A 14,184-nucleotide genomic window follows, 5' to 3' on the forward strand; every position below is an offset into this window, starting at 1 on the left:
TCCTTGCTGACCGGTGGGACGCAGAGCGTGTTGCGCGGCACCTGCAACCGCACGAGAAGGCCACTCGCGGGATCCATCCTCGTCGTCCCTTCCCTCGAAGCGGGCCTGTACGACGCGATCGTGGCGGCCCGCGCGGTCGTCTGCGGCATGGGCGGGGCGACCGGCCACATGCAGTCCCTGTGCCGCGGCCGGGGCATCCCGGTGCTTCGCGTCGACCAGGCGGATCTCGCCGACCTGGTCGGGGAGGTGACGCTGCACCTGGAGAGCGAGTCGATCGTCATCGGGTCCGACGCGGCTGCCGGGGAGCGAGGACCCTCGGCCGGGCAGCCCTCGCCGGCCGATCTCGGCTCGGCGTGTGCGGTCATCGCCGACCTCCAGGACATCCACACGGTCAACTCGTGCGGGCCGAACGCACAGCGGGTCGACTGCTTCTTCATCCGGGAGGAGTTCCTCTGTCTGGCGGCGGGCCTGCGTCCGCTCGACGCCCTGGCCGGCGGCCCGGCCGACATCGCAGCCTACGGGCGGGCCGTCGCGGACCGGCTGTGCACACTCGCGCAGGCGCTCCTGCCCGGCCAGCGACTGGTCCTGAGACTCCTCGACCTGCGCTCCGACCACGCCGCCGGCGTGACCGAGCTGGCCCCGGTCGCGGTCGAGCCCAACCCCGAGCTGGGCCTGCACGGCGCGCGCTGGCTACTGCGTTCCACCACCTACCGGGACGCGCTGCACGCCGTGCTCGGGGCCCTTCAGGAGCGGCTCGCGGACGATGCGGGCCGACTGGTGCACCTCTCGGTTCCGTTCCTCAACGACGAGGAGGAGTTCACCCGGCTCAGGGCGCACCTGGAGCTGCCGGTCGGCGTGCCCCTCGCCGCGTTCATCGAGACGCCCGCCGCGGTGCACGCCGCCACGGCGATCTGCGCCGCGGGCGCCAGCGAGCTGTTCCTCGGCACGAAGGACCTGGTGCAGTTCTATCTCGCCGCGGACCGGAGCAACCACCTGGTGGCCGGCTCCTACCGGACCCGCCACCCGGCCGTCCTGGACGGGGTGCAGAGGGTGGTGGAGTCCGCACGCGCCGCGGGCACGCCGGTGAGGGTGTTCGCGCTCGGCGAGGACCTCGCCCACTACCTGGAACGCCTGCCGGCCCCGGACGGCTACATGATGTGCACCGCCGAACTGCGGCAGGTACTCCTCGCCGGGCGGAATCCCTCAGTCGCTTTCGGGTGAACAGGGCCGCGGCGAGCGAGAGAGGGTGCGTGCGCAGAACCTCGACAGTCGCGCGTATCCGTCCAGGCCATGCACGCACTGCACGGCCTCAAGGGACTCACCACCTGCGCCGAGGAGTGCGGGCCGGAGCCGCACAACTGGAACCAGGTCCAGAACGACCTGGTCGGTGCCATCATCGCGGCCGCGATCTCCATGTCCTACAACGACCCGAGCGGTAGGCGCGAGACGTTCACGGAGACCTTCCACCGGCGCACCCGCCGGGGCCGCGAGGCCTCCGCCCCGGCCGCCTGACTGTCCACCACGAGCGGAGAAAGCGCGAACCGTTTCCCTGGGTCGCCGGCCCAGGGGAACCGGCACGTTCCCCCGACCAGGTTGTGCGCGGCTGGTGCACGCCTCGAAACCGCCCCCCGCGCCGCCTTCCGCCCGAGCCGGGGCCGCGCCAGGATGAACGGCCGGTCATGTCCCGTACGCGAAAGGGGAGCAGCATGCCGTCGAGGGGCGAGCACGAGAAGCCACCACCGGACCCCGGCCAGGGGAACCCGCCGCCGGGCAACGCCGACGGCAAGGTCCCTGACCAGGGTGCGTCGAACGGAAAGCACAAAAAGAAGTGACAGCTGAGGACCTGGGTGGTCGCCGGGCACAGCTCGATGCCGTGATGGAGCGGCGCGGGGTGTGGCCGGAGGACTCTCCGTGGGTGCGCAGGGCCATGGTCGAGCTGCCGCGGGATGCGTTCGCGCCGGATCGGTTGTGGCGGTGGGGCGGGCAGGAGTACGTGCCCGTCGATCGAGGGACCGATCCGGCCGCGTGGGCGGGCGAGTTGTACGCCGACCCGGACGCGGCGGCGGTCACCCAGGTCACCGGCGGCTTGCCGTCGTCGAGTCTGTCGGCGCCCGGGGTCGTGGCGGACATGCTGGACAGCCTGGTGCTGGAGCCGGGCCATCGGGTGTGGGACATCGGTACTGGGCAGGGCTGGACGGCGGCGCTTGCGGCTTGGCGGGCCGGTGCCGGTCTGGTCGTCTCCACCGAGATCGACGAAGGCCTCGCAGCGTTCGCCCGCGGCAGGCTGGCCGCCGCGGGCATCGACGCGGTGGTGCTCGTCGCCAATGGCACATGCGGTGTGGCGCCCGGCGGCCCGTTCGACCGCGTCCACGTCACCTACGCGGTCGAGACGCTCCCGTTCGAGTGGATCGAGGCCGTCAGGCCGGGCGGGCGGATCGTCTACCCGTGGGGTCGGCTCGGGCACGTCGCCCTCACCGTGGCGGCCGACGGGCGCAGTGCGACCGGTTGGGTGCAGGGCCTTGGGCAGTTCATGGCCGACCGCTCCGGCCCGGTCCCGGCGTCGGCCGACTTCGACGGCTACGCGGGGGTGCGCGGCACCGGCTCCCCCGGCACGGAGCGGATCGTTGAACGCGACTTGGCCCCCCTCGGCGACGACTGGGACCTGAGGTTCGCCGTCCGGGTCGCCGTGCCGGACGCCGTCGTCATCACCGGGCGCGACGAGGACGGCACATCGGCGTGGGTGCACGACGGCTGTTCGTCCTGGGCGGCCCTGTCGGCCCGCGGCGACGGAACCGCCGTGCTGCACCAAGGCGGTCCGCGGTGCGTCGGCGACGAGATCCTGACCGCCTGGTCCGACTGGGAGGCCCGCGGCCGGCCGACGCCGTACGACTACGGGATCACCGTCACGCGCTTCGATCAGTGGGTGTGGCTGGGCAATCCGGACGGCGTGCGTTGGCCTGTCGGAGGACTCTCCCCCGCCCGGCGCTGACCGCCGAAAGTCGGACCGGGCGGTTGCCGAGGGGGGTGCGGCGCGCGATGGCGGCGGCCGGGGCACGTGTTCGGCCTGGGTGGTCAGGCGGCAGACGGTGGCGAAGGAGCGCAGGGCGAGGGCGTCCCAGCCGTCGGGCGGCGTGATGGCGAGAGGGCCGGCGAGGGTGGCGAGGTTGTGGGTGGTGAGGATCTGCGCCTGCTCGATCACCGTGCCGTTGCCGGCCACCGACCAGCCCGGGCCGGTCCGTGCGGCCCGCTGCGCGCACAGGTCGGAGAAGGGCGAACCGTTCTCCAGGGTGTGCACGGCGGCGTAGTCGATGCCGAAGTACCGTGCGTAGAGCGTCCCTTCGAGCAGCTCGGCGGCGATGCGTGCGGCCGCGAGGTACTTCGGCGTGAAGCTGCCCAGGAAGATGTCTGCGGCGAGTTCCTCCACGAACGGCGGCCGTTCGGAATGCGCGCAGTTCCGGGAGCCGGCAGCAAATGTCACTTCTGGACACTGTTTAGGAACGGTCAGTGGAAGACGGCGAGGACGGCGCCCCATTGGGCGGTGGTCTGGCCGGTGGCGGCGCAGGGCGCGGTGGCGGTGGCGATCTGGTAGGCGGTGGTGAGGCGGTAGGAGGAGATCTTGAGCTGGGGCAGGGTGGTCCAGTCGGTGCCGAACTCGGGGCCGGTGCCGGTGTTGGTGCCCACGGCGGCGACCAGGAGGTCGCCGGCGTCGCAGGTGAGGGGGGTGGTGGCGGTGGTGAAGGCGGTGCCGCCGGACTCGCCGTGGGCGCGGGCGGATCCGCGGACGGCGGTGACGCCCCGGAACTCGTCGACGGCGATGTGGTACTTGCTGGCGTGCGTGTAGGAGACCTGGATCGTGTCCGCGGTCGTCAGGGGCTTGGTGTGGTACGAGGCGAGGACGAGGACGCGGTGGCGGCGGGTGTCGGTCTCGTCCCCGACGGTCTCGTAGTGGTCGCCCCGGGAGTCGTTGACGGTGACGGCGCCGGGGCAGGTGCTGGTCAGCATGAGGGTCACGATCAGGGCGTCGCCCTGGGTGACCGGGGTGGTGATCGGCAGGACGAACCCGGTGCCGGTGACGATCTCCTGGTCGGAGGCCGGGCGGCTGATCCAGGCGGGGGCGGCCGCGGGCGGCTCCGCCTGGGCGGCGGCGGGGCGGGCCAGGGCTGCGGGGTGGGCCAGGGCGGCGGGGTGGGCTGCGAGGCGGGGTGCCGACTGGGCTGCGGGGCCGTCGCCGGCCGGGCACTCCTGGAGCTGCGGCGGGGCCGCGGTGGCGGTGCGGAAGGAGAGGGTGCCCAGCGTCGCGACGGCCCCGAGGAGCACGCCGATCAGCAGGGCGACGGCGTGGGTCCACAGGGGGCGCGTGCGTCGTGCGGTGCGGGCCTCGGTGTCGGTGTGGGTGTGGGTGTGCGCGGGTGACCGGTGGTCGGCGGCCGCTGCCGCCGGGGCCGGGTCGGCGTGGCCGGTGGTCGCGAGCCAGCGGCGGTGCCATTCCTCCTCGTCGCCGCCGCAGGCCTGCACGTAGGCCCTGGTGGTCGGCCACGACGGCAGCCGGGTGCCGGAGGCGGCCTCGTGGAGGGTGGTGTGGGAGATGGAGCCGGCCGTCTTCGCCATGGTCCGGAAGGACGGCTGGCCCGCGTCGCGCCGCAGCCGGCGAAGGTCGGCGGCGAAGAGCTCGGCCGCGGCCGGGGTGGCGTCCGTCTCGGGCCCGGTTGGTCGCGGTTCTCGCTCCGCCATGACGCTCCCCCTGCTGTCGGACGGTGTCAGGTCGTTGTCAGGCCGGTCGGACGGTGTCAGATCCCGCGCCGACCCCAACGCGCTTGTCGCGTACGGATCATAGCGATGGGCGGGGGTGGCGGGCCGGGGAACTGTCCAGACGCCCGTTGCCCCACCTGTCGGGTGTTGTCGGTTTCCGTCAGGCGGTAGCGGACGGCCCGGGCGGTCGGGTCAGCTGTCCACGCCGTCCGCCGCCGTGGCGACGGCGCACCGACAGCTGGACCTCGACAGGAGAATCAGCATGCGCAAGGGCATCCTCCGCAGGCTCGGACGCCGCGGGGCGACCGCGACGGCCGTGGTGGCGATGGCCGCCGGCGGCGTCGTCCTGGCCACCGGCAGCGCGTCCGCCGACGGGTGGTACTACCTCAACTCCCACCCCACCAGCCACGGAGTCGGCGTATACGCCAGCCCCTACTCGTGGTCGGGCAAGACGGCCGGGGACCTCTGGTCCTTCTCCTGGTCCGGGGACTCGATCTACTACACGTGCTGGACGCGCGGCGAGAACATCAACAACCAGGGCAACGTCTGGTACCAGGTCGCCGCGGTGGACTCCGCGAGCTACGGCTACGCGAGCGGAACGGCCTACGTGTACGGGGCGTACACCGACGGCAACTGGCTCTTCCACAGCGGCCAGATCCGCCCGTGCTGAGCTGACGGGCACCCGCGCTGTGGCCCGCCTCGGGGGGCGGGCCACAGCGCGCCGGCGGCCGGGGGCTTCGACCTGCCGGCCACCGCGTAAGGTGACGGCCCGTCGGCCGACCGGCCGGCAGGAACCGCCGGGAGAGCCGTGAACCTGTCGTTCGAACCGCCACCCCCGTACGACCTCGGGCCGGACCCGGACCTCGGGCTGTGGCTGACCGAGTGGGCCCGGGAGACGGACCGGATCGTCCACCTCGGGCCGGACGACGGCCGTGACCACGGGCAGCTGTGCTGGGACGTGCTGGAGCCCACCGGCCTGCTGCGCCCGCACTGCGGCCACTGCACACACGGGCACGGCGGCCCGCGGGACGCACGGGAGATGGCAGCCGCCCTGGGCAGCCCCGTCCCGCCGCAGGAGGCGTCGCCGTGGATCGCCGCCACCCTCATCCGCGATCTCGTCTTCCGCAGCGGCGACGGCCCGATGCGTCCGGTGGCCGACGCCCTCGGCGACGCCCTCGTGGACCTGCTCGGCCCGGATGCCCGGTGGCGCGCCAACGGGTGCGCCGCCTACCGGGAGGGCGCCCGCGGCAACGTCTCTTGGAAGCCGGTCACCGAGGCCACCTTCGACGCCGCCGTCGTCGGTATCGGCAGCGGGCACGCCGTGGTGATCGTGGCCACCGGCGAGGACTGACGACCGGCCGCCGCTGCCACGCCCACCCGGGCCGGGCCGATCGGCCTGGCGTCACGTCATATCCCGCCTGCTGTACGGGAAGTGTCATGCACGCCCCTAGGCAACCGGCCGGTAGCCCCTCTACCGTCGACTCCCCGTGGCTTCTACGGAGGAGCACGCCGTGCAACGACGCCCCCACTCCCCCAGGCTCGCGGCCGCCGTCCTCTCGGCGGCCCTTCTCATGACCGCGACGTTCACCACCACCGGGCCCGCCTCGGCGGCCGCCGCGAACGACTACTGCGGCGGGCGCTGCCTCGACATCCTGCCGCCCGGCGAGAACGGCAACGCCACCCTCGCCGAGATCATCCTCAACCGGATGTTCGGCACCCGCCCCGCCCACACCGACGACCAACTCGGGCCCTACGCCGCCCTCGCGGCCGGCTACCCGGGCCTCACCGAGGCCGGGCTGCGCGACTTCTTCAACGACGCGTCCTTCGGCGTGCCGGCCGACCAGGTGGCGAGCACAACCAGCCCGCGCGCCGACGTCACCATCGTGCGCGACAAGGCCACCGGTGTCCCGCACATCACCGGCACCACCCGCTACGGCACCGAGTTCGGCGCGGGCTACGCCGCCGCGCAGGACCGGCTGTGGGTGATGGACCTGTTCCGGCACGTCGGGCGCGGGCAGCTGTCCGGCTTCGCCGGCGGCGCCGCCGCCAACCGGCAGCTGGAGCAGACGTCCTGGCAGGCCGCGCCGTACACCGAGGCCGAGCTCCAGCAGCAGATCGACGTCCTCGCGGGGCACGGCGGCCGGGCCGCGCAGGCGCTCGCCGACGCCTCCGCCTACCTCGACGGCGTCAACGGCTACGTCAAGGCGGCCTACGACGGCCGGTACTTCCCCGGCGAGTACGACCTGACCGGACACATCGACCCGATCACCAACGCGGGCACGATCGAGCCATTCAAGCTCACCGACCTGGTCGCCCTCGCCTCCGTGGTCGGCGCGCTGTTCGGCTCCGGCGGCGGCGGTGAACTCGCCTCCGCCCAGGTCAGATCGGCCGCCGAGGCGCGCTACGGCAAGGAGGCCGGCGACGCGGTGTGGAAGTCGCTGCGCGAGGCGGACGACCCGGAGGCCGTCCAGACCCTGCACGACGGGCAGCGCTTCCCATACGCGAGCGTGCCCGACGACCCGCAGGGCGCGGCACTGCCCGACCCGGGGTCGGTGGTGCCCGAGCGGATGGTCTACGACGCCACCGGCTCGGCCGGCTCCGTCGCCACCGGCGCGCCGGGGGTGCTGCCCGGCAACCTGCTCAGCGCCCGGCACGGCATGTCGAACGCGCTGCTGGTCTCCGGCGCGCACACCGACGACGGCCACCCGGTGGCGGTGTTCGGGCCGCAGACCGGGTACTTCGCGCCGCAGCTGCTGATGCTGGAGGAGTTGCAGGGCCCCGGGATCAGCGCGCGCGGCGCGGCGTTCGCGGGCCTGAGCTTCTACGTGCAGCTCGGGCGCGGGCAGGACTACGCGTGGAGCGCCACCTCGGCCGGGCAGGACATCACCGACACCTACACCGTGCCACTGTGCACCACCGACGGCTCGCCCGTGACGACGGCCGCCAACGCGTACATGTGGCACGGCAGTTGCGTGCCGTTCGATCGGCTGGAGCGCAAGAACGCGTGGAGCCCGACCACCGCCGACTCCACACCGGCCGGCTCCTACACGCTGGTGATGTACCGCTCCAAGTACGGGCTGGTGACGGCCCGCGGCACCGTCGGCGGCGCGCCGGTGGCGTTCACCTCGCTGCGCTCCACCTACCGGCACGAGGCCGACTCCATCATCGGCTTCCAGGAGCTCAACGACCCGACGGCGGTGCACGACGCGGCGAGCTTCCAGCAGGCGGCGCAGGACATCAACTACACGTTCAACTGGTTCTACGCCGACTCCCGCGACATCGCGTACTACAACTCCGGCACCAACCCGGTGCGCGCCCCCGGCGTCGACCCCGGGCTTCCGGTACGGGCCGAACCCGCCTACGAGTGGGCCGACTTCGACCCGGCGGCCAACACCGCCCGCTACACCCCGGCCGCCGAGCACCCGCAGTCCGTCAACCAGGACTACTACATCTCCTGGAACAACAAGCAGGCCACCGCATACACCACCGCGGGCTTCGGCAACGGCTCGGTGCACCGCGGCAACCTGCTCGACGACCGGGTCAAGGCCCTGCTCAAGGACGGCGGGAAGGCGAGCCGGGTCTCCCTCACCCGGGCCATGGAGAGCGCCGCGCTCGCCGACCTGCGCGCCGAGGACGTACTACCCGACCTGATCCGGGTCCTGCGCAGCGCCCCGGTCACCGACCCGGCCGCCCTCACGGCCCTCCAGCAGCTGGAGGCGTGGCTCGCCAACGGCGGTGGGCGGCACGAGACGTCGGCCGGCAGTCATGCCTACGCCGACGCGGACGCGATCCGGGTGATGGACGCCTGGTGGCCGCTGCTGGCGGAGGGCGTGATGCGGCCGGGCCTGGGCGATGCGCTGTTCACCGCGCTGACCGGGGCGTTGCAGATCAACGAGTCCCCCTCCGGCCAGACCGGCGGCACCGGCCCGGCCAGCGCCAACGAGTCGATCCCGCACAAGGGTTCGGCCTTCCAGTACGGCTGGTGGAGCTACCTGGACAAGGACCTGCGCGCCGTTCTCGGCGACCCCGTCGCCGGCCCCCTGGCCCGGCCCTTCTGCGGTGCCGGCGACCTCGCCGCCTGCCGAAGCGTCCTGCTCGCCACCCTGAAGCAGGCCACCACCCTCACCACCGCCCAGGTCTACCCGGGCGACGGCGACTGCGCCGCCGGCGACCAGTGGTGCGCCGACACCATCGTCCAGCGTCCCCTCGGCGGCATCACGGACGCCAAGACCACCTGGCAGAACCGGCCGACGTACCAGCAGGTGGTCCAGTTCCCCTCCCATCGCTGACGGGCCCCGCCGCCCCACTTCTCGTCCGTTTGACGAAAAGTGGGGCGGCTCTATATCGTCAACCCGACGAGAAGGGGTTCATGATGGCCGACATCACCAGGCGGTTCGGGCTGCGTCACCTGCGCGCCGTGCCCACCGCGCACATCCGGCACCTGCGACGCGGCCGGGTCGCCCACGACGGGGCGGGGCTGGCGTTCTGGTTCCGGCCGCTCACCGCGGCGATCTCCGAGGTGCCGGTGGACGACCGGGAACTCTCGATGCTGTTCCACGCCCGCACCTCGGACTTCCAGGACGTCACCGTCCAGGCCACGCTCACGTACCGGATCACCGAGCCCGCGACCGCCACCACCCGCGTCGACTTCGGCATCGACCCGGACACCGGCGCCTGGCGCGCGGCACCGCTGGACCAGCTCGCCACGCTGCTCACCGAGACCGCCCAGCAGCACGCGCTCGGCCTGCTCGCCCGCACCCCGCTCGCCACCGCACTGGCGGACGGCGTGAACGCGGTGCGCGAGCAGATGGCGAACGGGCTGGCCGGCGAGCCACGGATCACGGAAACGGGGCTCGCCGTGATTGCCGTGCGGGTGGTGGCGCTGCGGCCCGAGCCGGAGGTGGAGCGGGCGCTGCGCACCCCGGCCCGCGAGCTGGTGCAGCAGCATGCCGACCGGGCGACGTTCGAGCGCCGCGCGGTCGCCGTCGAGCACGAGCGCGGCATCGCCGAGAACGAGCTCGCCAACCGCATCGAACTCGCCCGCCGCGAGGAGCAGTTGCTCGCCCAGCAGGGCGCCAACGGCCGGCTGCAGGCAGAGGAGGAGGCGGTCGCCGACCGGATCCGCACGGACGCCGAGGCGCAGCGCCGCACCCGGCTGGCCGCCGCCGAGGCCGAGGCCGCGCGAGAGCTGGGTGAGGCGCGGGCGGCTGCGGAGGCAGCATGGCTGAGTGCGCATCAGCAGGCGGATCCGGCGGTGCTGCGGGCGCTGGCGCTGATGCGGCTGGCCGAGCACCTGCCACGGATCGACAGCGTGACGCTCACCCCGGACGTGCTGACGGGGCTGCTGGCCCGCCTCGGCGCTCCGGGGGCGGGACGGTGACGCTCGCGCCGCGGGTGGTGCTGGTGTACCGGCGCAGCGAGTACGAGGAGCTGGTGGCCCGTCACGGGACGCCGGGGCAGGCGGCGTTCTTCCTCGCCTCGCGGGGCCGTTCGGCGGCGGAGGTGGAGGGGCGCCACCGACGGCAGGCGGCGGCGCTGGCCGAGGCGGCGGCCGCGGTGCCGCTGGACTGGCGGCGCAGCCGGGTGGAGCGGGCGGATCTGCCGCGGTTCCTGTTCGAGCCGGGGGACGTGGTGGCGGTGGTGGGTCAGGACGGGCTGGTGGCGAACGCCGCCAAGTACCTGGACGGGCAGCCCGTGATCGGTGTGGACGCCGAGCCGGGGCGCAATCCGGGTGTGCTGGTGCGCCACCGGGTGGATGCGCTGCCGGCGCTGCTGCAGGCGGCCGCCGCGAAAGGCGGGGCCGTGGAGGAACGGACGATGGTCGAGGCGGTCGCGGACGACGGCCAGCGGCTGCTGGCGCTCAACGAGGTGTACGTCGGGCAGCCGGGCCACCAGACGGCCCGCTACCGGCTGTCAGTGGGTGAGGACGGCGCCGAGGCGCAGGCGTCGTCCGGGGTGCTGGTGGGCACCGGGACGGGCGCCACCGGGTGGTGCCGCTCGGCGTGGCTGGAGCGCGGCGCCCCGCTGGCACTGCCGGCCCCGGACGTCCCGGCGCTGGCCTGGTTCGTGCGCGAGGCGTGGCCGTCGCCGGCCACCGGCACCAGCCGGGTGCACGGACTGCTGGGCGGCGGGCGGCAGTTGGCGCTGACCGTGGAGTCCGAGCACCTGGTGGCCTTCGGCGACGGCATCGAGACGGACGTCCTGGAACTCGCCTGGGGCCAGAGCGTGCGCGTGGGCGTGGCCGCGACTCGTCTGCGGCTGCTGGGCTGACGGGCCGGTCGGGGCTACCGATCCGTGACTGATTCGGGCGCGCCCCGGCTCGCCCTACCGTCGGAGGCGACGACAGCGCAGCGAGCCCAGGGAGCAGCAGATATGACCGCGTACGCGATCGCCCACGTCCACTCGGTGGAGTTCGGGCCGGACATCGTCGAGTACCTGGAGCGCATCGACGCCACCCTGGAACCGTTCGGGGGCCGGTTCCTGGTGCACCGCGGACAGGTGGAAGCCGTCGAGGGCTCCTGGGGGCAGGACGTGATCGTCATCGAGTTCCCCGACGACGAGCGGGTGCGCGCCTGGTACGACTCCCCCGCATACCGGGAGATCCTGCCGCTGCGCACCCGGCACATGGCCGCCGACGTGGTGTTCGCCCGCGGGGTGCCGGCGGGCTACCGGGGTGCGGACGCGCTCGCGCATTGAGCGGGCCCGGGATTCAAGGGGATCGCCGAGAGCGTACGGCTGCGGAGGGTGGCGAGCGTGGTCGGTGATCCCAGGGGCGGGCAGGGTGGTGTCGGCGGTGTGGAGGCGGGCCTCAGGTGTGCGGGCATCTTGAGGAGGAAACGTCAGCAAACCGTAATGGTCGGGCGATGAGTCGCCCACCCTACGGCCTGAGCGCCGCGCCCGCCCCTGATGCGCGGCCGCCCCCTCGCTGTTTCTCGCGAGGGGGCGGCCGCGTCCCGGTGGTGGGCGTCAGAGTTGATGTCACAGATGCGGGTGTGGCGCCGCGGCCCGTCCCCCGACCGGGCCGCGACGCCGTTTTCCCCCTTGTCGGGCGGCCGGGTCAGGCCGCCGGGTACCAGACGGTGCCGTTGCCACCGGTGGCGGCGAGGGTGTCGGCGATGACGGTGGCGGGGTAGCGCGGGTGCTGCGCGAGGAAGCCGCCGAAGGAGTCCAGTGACGTCGCGTCGCAGACGCCGTCGGTCTTGATGCAGAACCGCTGGACCGGCATGCCGCCGGGGAAGTTCTCCGGGCCGGTGCCCGGGGAGTACGCCACGAACGGGATGAGGGTGCCCTGCGGGACGAGGCGCCAGAAGCCGGTGCCCGGCTGCATCGGGTCGGAGTAGAGCATGCCGTCGACCTGCTCGCGGGGCACGGCGGTGCCGTTGTTGGCGATGGTCTGCAGCAGCAGGTCGCCGACCCAGGCACCCTGCGAGTAGCCGGCGATGGTGAACCGGGCGGTGGGGTCGGCCTTGTATGCGTTCTCCAAGGCGGCCTTGGCGTTCCAGTAGCCCGCGTTGACGCTGTCGCCGAAGCTCGGTGTGAACAGCGGGGCCGGCATCTCGTTGTGGCTGCCGACGAACGGGCCGCCGCTGGCGGGGTAGCAGACCGGGATCGCGGTGCTGCCGGCGGCGAGGCGCTGGTTGGCGAGGTCGAAGGTGTAGGTGCACCTGGGCGCGTCCAGGGCCGTCCCGGTGCCGCCGATCTCGATGTAGTAGTGGTGCGGCGCGGCCGTGTCGGCGTGCGCGGCGGTCGGCACGGCGGCGACGCCGGCCCCCAGCGCCAGCGCCGTCGACGCGAGGACGGCCTTGAGGCGGCGGGCGAACCTGCCCTGCTTCGGCTGCGGCGCGTTCTCGGCGTTCTCGGTGTTCGGCAGGTTCTGCACGTTCTGAACGTTCTGCGCGGACATTCCGGTCAGCTCCCTCGGGTCGGGGTGAGCGCCGCATCGGGTACGGCGACCGGTGCCCATCGTGGAGTTCGCGCCGGTCAGCGGACCAGGTCAGGGACCGGCCATATGTGGCCGGTCGCCGGAATCCGTGTTCTGCCGGGGATCTGACGGGATGGAAAGCGTCGCCGGCTCAGGACCAGGGCAGGGCGGCCCGGGTGTGCCAGTAGGTGTCGGCGGGCTCGGCGAGCGGGGTGAGGGCGGCGAGGTCGGCGGGGGTGAGGTCGAGGGTGGCGGCGGTGAGGTTGGAGGCCAGTTGCCGCTCGGTCGCGGCGCCGGAGAGCACCAGGTCCGCCCAGGGCTGGGCGGCGGCCGCGGCCAGGGCGAGGGCGTCGCAGGAGGCGGCGGTGCGGGCGGCGAGGGCGCGCAGCGCGGCGGTGTCGGGGCCGGTGGCGTTGCGGTCGGCGAGGCGGCCGTTGGCCATGGCCTCCTTCACGACCACCAGCCACCCGGCCGCGTTGGCCTCGGCCAGGGCCGGTGCGGCGGAGGGTTCCAGCACGTTCCAGGTGGCCTGGACGGCCGCGAACAGCGGCCGGCCGTCGACCGTCACCTCCAGGGCGGCGCGGACGGCGGCGGCCTGGGCCGGGCCGCTGGTCGACAGGCCCACCCGTACGCCCTCGGCGGCGAGCGCGGCCAGGCGCTCGTGCAGGGCCGGGTCGGTGAGTGCCGGGCTGTCCGGGGTGACGGAGTGCACCAGGTACACGTCCAGGTGGCGGCCCAGCAGGGCCCTCGTCTCCTTGATCTGACGGTCGAACACCGCGGTCGAGTGCTCTTTCACCTCGTGTGCGGGAACCCCGTCGGTGCGCCAGTCGGCGGTGTAGGTATAGCCCCACTTGCTGCCCACCACCGTGTCGGCCGCGGCCTCGGGGTGCTCCGTCAGCCACTGCGCGACGAACTCCTCGGCGCGCCCGTAGGAGCGGGCGGTGTCGAGGTAGCGCACCCCGGCGGCGTGGGCGGCGTCGAGGAGGCGGTAGGTACGCTCGCGCAGTGCCTCGACGGTGCGCTCGGCGGGTAGGTCGCCGTCGCGCCCGAGGTTGATGTACCCGGGCCGCCCGACGGCGGCCGTGCCCAGGCCGAACTTCGTGATCGCCGGGCCGGTGAAGAACGGGTTCGGCATGGGGGGGCACTCCTCGGGGTCGGGGTCGGCGCGACGGCGGGAGCAGGGGCGCGTCCCGCTCCCCCGGGACCCTATCCGGCCAGCTGACCGGGCCCCGACGCCCTGCGGCGCAGGGGCAACGGGGCGTCAGGTCCGCCTGCCCGGCGGCCAGGATGTTGCGAGCAGCGTTGAGGTCACGGCCATGGAGGACACCGCACGCCGTACAGGTCCACTCGCGGACCGCGAGGGGCTTGGGTCCGTCGCGGTGTCCGCACTCCGAGCAGAGCTGGGAGGACGGGTACGTGCGGTGCACGATGCCGACGTGGCGCCCGTACCGGGCCGCCTTCTCTTCGAGCAGCCTGCGAAGGTGGCCCATCTGGCGTCGTGGACGCACTTGGCG

The 14,184-nt window shown here is 73.5% G+C and carries 12 protein-coding genes and 1 pseudogene; 9 read left to right on the forward strand and 4 right to left on the reverse strand.

From position 1 onward, the window contains the following. Positions 1-3: 3 nt before the first annotated feature. The 3 genes from F7Q99_RS32225 to F7Q99_RS32235 all read left to right on the forward strand — a co-directional run bounded on the left by F7Q99_RS32225 (position 4) and on the right by F7Q99_RS32235 (position 2,989). Entirely contained in the window at positions 4-1,221 is a 1,218-nt protein-coding gene (locus F7Q99_RS32225; protein WP_407697896.1) for a putative PEP-binding protein, read from the forward strand. Between the two features lie 69 nt (positions 1,222-1,290). Continuing rightward, positions 1,291-1,512 carry a hypothetical protein gene (locus F7Q99_RS32230; protein ID WP_153468200.1) on the forward strand — a complete coding sequence of 74 codons (222 nt, stop codon included), beginning with the start codon at positions 1,291-1,293 and terminating at the stop codon, positions 1,510-1,512. A gap of 481 nt (positions 1,513-1,993) precedes the next feature. After that, a complete protein-coding gene (locus F7Q99_RS32235) occupies positions 1,994-2,989 on the forward strand; it encodes a methyltransferase domain-containing protein (protein ID WP_326847406.1) in 996 nt (331 codons plus the stop codon). 512 nt (positions 2,990-3,501) lie between these two features. Here the strand turns inward: F7Q99_RS32235 and F7Q99_RS42845 are convergent. Next, positions 3,502-4,731, reverse strand: a complete 1,230-nt coding sequence (locus F7Q99_RS42845; protein WP_153468203.1) for a helix-turn-helix domain-containing protein — start codon at positions 4,729-4,731, stop codon at positions 3,502-3,504. A 280-nt stretch (positions 4,732-5,011) separates the two neighbouring features. Here F7Q99_RS42845 and F7Q99_RS32245 point away from each other — a divergent pair, with 280 nt between their 5' ends. From F7Q99_RS32245 to F7Q99_RS32270, 6 genes are all read left to right on the forward strand, one after another. Beyond that, entirely contained in the window at positions 5,012-5,419 is a 408-nt protein-coding gene (locus F7Q99_RS32245; protein ID WP_153468206.1) for a hypothetical protein, read from the forward strand. A 138-nt stretch (positions 5,420-5,557) separates the two neighbouring features. Next, positions 5,558-6,100 (forward strand): hypothetical protein, encoded by a 543-nt coding sequence (locus tag F7Q99_RS32250; RefSeq protein WP_153468209.1) that lies wholly within the window; start codon positions 5,558-5,560, stop codon positions 6,098-6,100. A gap of 220 nt (positions 6,101-6,320) precedes the next feature. Further along, positions 6,321-9,038: a penicillin acylase family protein gene (locus tag F7Q99_RS32255; protein ID WP_153469419.1), complete on the forward strand. Its 2,718-nt coding sequence runs from the start codon at positions 6,321-6,323 to the stop codon at positions 9,036-9,038. 83 nt (positions 9,039-9,121) lie between these two features. Beyond that, entirely contained in the window at positions 9,122-10,129 is a 1,008-nt protein-coding gene (locus F7Q99_RS32260; RefSeq protein WP_195911372.1) for an SPFH domain-containing protein, read from the forward strand. Beyond that, entirely contained in the window at positions 10,126-11,019 is an 894-nt protein-coding gene (locus tag F7Q99_RS32265; RefSeq protein ID WP_326847407.1) for an NAD(+)/NADH kinase, read from the forward strand. Before F7Q99_RS32260 ends, F7Q99_RS32265 begins: the two co-directional genes overlap by 4 nt. A gap of 102 nt (positions 11,020-11,121) precedes the next feature. Further along, positions 11,122-11,445, forward strand: a complete 324-nt coding sequence (locus F7Q99_RS32270; protein ID WP_153468218.1) for a DUF1330 domain-containing protein — start codon at positions 11,122-11,124, stop codon at positions 11,443-11,445. 361 nt (positions 11,446-11,806) lie between these two features. On the opposite strand, the gene F7Q99_RS32275 is transcribed toward F7Q99_RS32270, so the two are convergent. The 3 genes and pseudogenes from F7Q99_RS32275 to F7Q99_RS43450 form a co-directional block, all read right to left on the reverse strand. After that, positions 11,807-12,652, reverse strand: coding sequence for a PE-PPE domain-containing protein (locus F7Q99_RS32275; protein WP_153468221.1), 846 nt, complete (start codon positions 12,650-12,652; stop codon positions 11,807-11,809). 169 nt (positions 12,653-12,821) lie between these two features. Beyond that, positions 12,822-13,805 carry an aldo/keto reductase gene (locus tag F7Q99_RS32280; protein ID WP_153468224.1) on the reverse strand — a complete coding sequence of 328 codons (984 nt, stop codon included), beginning with the start codon at positions 13,803-13,805 and terminating at the stop codon, positions 12,822-12,824. Positions 13,806-14,016: 211 nt separating this feature from the next. Then, positions 14,017-14,160: pseudogene (locus tag F7Q99_RS43450) on the reverse strand (zinc ribbon domain-containing protein); the annotation flags it as partial. Positions 14,161-14,184 lie beyond the last annotated feature (24 nt).

It is taken from the genome of Streptomyces kaniharaensis, from assembly GCF_009569385.1.
GTDB classification, from domain to species: domain Bacteria; phylum Actinomycetota; class Actinomycetes; order Streptomycetales; family Streptomycetaceae; genus Kitasatospora; species Kitasatospora kaniharaensis.